Here is a 3,831-nt window from a genome sequence, read left to right as displayed (position 1 = left end):
AAAAATACTAATTTATTATATGCTAAAACCTTTCATATGTACAACTTTCATCGATTAAAAGCAAATTAACTTAAAGAAAAGAGAAAAAATTATGAGTTCTGCTGTTTTAAAACTATCAAAAACTGAAATTCAAAAACTAAAATCATACTACACTGACTATCTGTTAAACAAAAAAGTTCCTTACAGTGAATTCTCTGCCAAGAAAAACGGCACGAGTATCACCGCTTATACGTCAGGAAAAGTATTGTTTCAAGGAAACAACGCCGAACAAGAAGCGGCACGTTGGGGAAAAACAGAAGCTTCTGCTGCCAAGAAAAGCAGCAGCTTGCCTAAAAATTTTGCCGCACTTTCCGTTTTAGGCAGTGATGAGGTCGGGAACGGCAGTTATTTTGGTTCGCTGTGTGTTTGTGCAGCTTATGCTGATAAAGAACATCTTGAACCTCTAAAGCAGCTGGGAGTCAAAGATTCAAAAATGCTGACAGATGAGCAAATCCGGAAAATGGCGAGAGAAATCAAAGAACTGATTCCCTTCAAACTACTAGTTGTTAATCCAGAAAAATACAATGAAATCCAGCCAAAATACAATGCTGTACGAATGAAGGTCGCACTTCACAACCAAGCAATTCGCATATTGCTCGAACAGATTGCACCAACCAAACCTGACGCAATTCTAATCGATCAATTCACTTCTGAAGCAAATTACATGAAATATGTTAAACAAGAAAATCAACGCGTCGAACAAAAAATCTATTTTGTCACCAAAGGAGAACAGTATCATCTTTCTGTCGCGGCAGCTTCAATCATCAGTCGAGCAAGCTTCCTTGAAGAACTAGATAAAGCTTCTCTTGAGTTGGGAACGAAAGTACCATCTGGTGCCGGCAAACCTTCTGATGAATTAGCAGCAAAATTGTTGCGACAAGGCGGAATGGAGCTGCTAAATAAATATGTCAAGTTGCATTTTGCGAACACGGAAAAAGCACAAAAACTTGTTTAGTATGTTCAACCCATCAAAATGACCACTCATTTTGATGGGTATTTTTTTAAACCTCTATTCCAGCCAAATACACTTGGCGAACATTTCTTAATGCTTCGATGTCGGCCGTCGCATCTCCTTCGACCACCAAAATATCCGCTTGCAAACCATTCTCCAACTTACCAGTAACTTCTGATAAATCAAAAATTTTCGCAGGATTTTGCGTCGCAGTTTGAATTGCCTCGACCGGCGTCAAGCCGTAACGAACCATTAGCTCTAATTCTTCTACGATCGGTACACTAGGTGCTTCAAGCATTACCATATCAGTTCCTGCTAAGATTGTTACACCTTCATCGTAAATTGCTTTAAAATTTTCTGAGTATGCTTGAACAGAACTTTCAAAGAAATCCAAGTGATGTGAGTAGGTCTCCGTAGATTGATTTGAGTGGTCAATTCCCACTTCTTGGACTTTTTGATTGTATTCTGCTAAGAAATGATACGCAAACATTGTTGGTGTCCATGATTGCTGATTTTTTACCATCTGTTTTGCCTGCTCAACTGTTAAAAAATTTCCGTGTTCGATCGTATCAAATCCAGCATCAATACACATTTGAATCCCTGGTTGAGTCCCCGAATGGACAACACATTTTAATCCAAGTCGATGAGCTTCCGCCACACCTGCATCCAGTTCCTCTTGTGTGAATTCACAGATGTCATCACGATTAGTGGTAAGCAGCTTAATCCAATCGGCACCATCTTTTTTCTGACGACGAATCGTATGGCGAATATTTTCTACCCCATCGACTTCTTCGATTCCATCTTCATGCCCATGACCGCCAGTTATACAAATCCCACGATCTGTATGCAGGATTCGAGGTGCCTTAACAAATCCTTTTTCAGCCGCCAAACGAAGAGTTTCTAATAAAAACTGCGGCCCACAACAATCACGAATCGTTGTCACACCTTTTGCTAGACACGTTTTCGCTTGCTTTTGTGCATAATAAGCAATCATGTAATCATTAAATCGATGTAAATCTGGCTGTGTCCAATAATAGCCAAGATGAATATGGGCATCCATTAACCCGGGTAAAATCGTTCCATCACCATAATCGCGTACTTCTGCCTGTGGAAACTCCTCAGATAAATCCGCTGCCTTTCCAACAGCTAAAATCACATCCTTGGCAAAAACAACACCGCCGTCTTCAATGATTGTTTTTCCATCACCTGTTATTACTTTGTGCGCCTTCAATAAAATCATTTTCGTCATAGCCTCCCAATGAAACGTTTTCATTTTCTTATTTAAGTGTAACAAAAGAACCCTCAAAATAGATAGTCAATTTTGAGAGTCCAATGAATTAGTTCTAATTTACTGTTATCGATAATACTCAGGTAATTCAAATCCATATTCTGTTTCAAATAATTTTCCAATTTGCAGTAATAGATCTTCCCGTCCTCGTGCTGCCATGAATTGAATTCCTAAAGGCAGACCTTTTTGTGTCACATAGGTTGGCAGACTAATAGCCGGCTGACCAGTTAAATTAGCTAATTGAGTATATGGCGTAATTTGTAGACTCCGTTCAAACATCCGCTCGATCAAATGCTGTAATTCAATCTCCGATAGGTTGGATGAAGCTTCTAGTGCATCGCGAATTTCATCACTTAATAAATCATCACTCAATTTTGGTGCTGTCATTGCGGCTGTTGGTGATAAAAGCAAATCATATTCTGTGAATAATTCTTCCGTCTTGTACGCAGCATAATCCCACTGGTTCAATGCATTTACATATTGACTAGCTGGAATCTTTTTACCATATTGATAGATGCCCCATGTCATTAATTCCATATCATTTTTTTCGACGGGGCGTCGAATTCCTTGCTCAATACCGGCAAACATCGCAGCTGTTTCAGCACCATTCATCAAATAATAGCTGCGTATCAGTTCTCTCCCATCAAGTGGATAGGTAATTACTTCTACTTCATGGCCTTGCTTTAGTAAAAAATCATGTGCTTTTTCTACAGCGCCAGCCGCATCAGGAGAAACTTTTGAATCGACCGGTGAATCAATAACTACAGCTATTTTCAATTTCTTCTGTTGAAAAGCTTGCGTATGCTGCCATTCTTTTGCAGGTGCCTGATAAGGTGCTGCACTGTTGATACTTCGCATACTATAAAATAGCTTTTCAGTGTCACGCATTGAGACAGTTAACGCGAAATCAATCGCGGCCCCTTGCCATCCACGCCACCCGCTTGGTCCTACTGGCATTGCGCCGCGAGTCGGTTTCAGCCCGATCAACCCGCAGAATGACGCTGGTATTCGAATCGAACCGCCTCCATCACTTGCACCAGCAATTGGTACAATTCCGGATGCCACTGCACTAGCTGCACCTCCGCTCGATCCACCTGAATAGTAATCTAAATTCCATGGATTTTTTGCCGGTCCATAAATTTGTGCATCCGTAATATTTTTAAAGCCAAATTCCGGGGTGTTGGTCTGCCCGAAAGGGATCAATCCAGCCGTTATCATTTGATTGGTAAAATTACTATTGCGGCTTGCACGATGCTCGACTAGTAATTTAGATCCGGAAGTACTTAACCAGCCCTTTTTTTCTTGTCCCAACATTTTTAGCGGAACTGGCAATCCTGCAAAAGGACGATCCTGTATATTTTCTTGCTTCTGATACTCTTCAACAGCCTCGTGATCCATCATTGTAACAAAAGCATTCAGCATGGGATTTTGCTTGCGCGCTTTTTCTTCAAATGATTCCAATAATTCTCGAAAACTCATCTCTTTATTATGTAATTTTTCTGCCCAGTATAGTCCGTCTTTCATAGCCAACTCCTCTTACACTTTTTTATTT

General features: G+C 40.3%; 3 protein-coding genes. 1 reads left to right on the top strand and 2 read right to left on the bottom strand.

The genetic code is table 11. The annotated features are described in order from the left end of the window. Positions 1-91: 91 nt before the first annotated feature. Positions 92-994, top strand: a complete 903-nt coding sequence (gene rnhC, locus A5875_RS02870; RefSeq protein WP_088932205.1) for a ribonuclease HIII — start codon at positions 92-94, stop codon at positions 992-994. Positions 995-1,040: 46 nt separating this feature from the next. Here the strand turns inward: rnhC and A5875_RS02865 are convergent, their stop codons facing one another. Both A5875_RS02865 and A5875_RS02860 read right to left on the bottom strand, forming a co-directional pair. Further along, a complete protein-coding gene (locus tag A5875_RS02865; RefSeq protein ID WP_088932204.1) occupies positions 1,041-2,231 on the bottom strand; it encodes an amidohydrolase family protein in 1,191 nt (396 codons plus the stop codon). A 114-nt stretch (positions 2,232-2,345) separates the two neighbouring features. Then, positions 2,346-3,803, bottom strand: coding sequence for an amidase (locus A5875_RS02860; protein ID WP_088932203.1), 1,458 nt, complete (start codon positions 3,801-3,803; stop codon positions 2,346-2,348). Positions 3,804-3,831 lie beyond the last annotated feature (28 nt).

This window comes from Enterococcus sp. 3H8_DIV0648, from assembly GCF_002140655.1.
Classification (GTDB): Bacteria; Bacillota; Bacilli; order Lactobacillales; family Enterococcaceae; genus Enterococcus_A; species Enterococcus_A hulanensis.
This window is presented reverse-complemented; position numbering and strand designations above follow the sequence as displayed.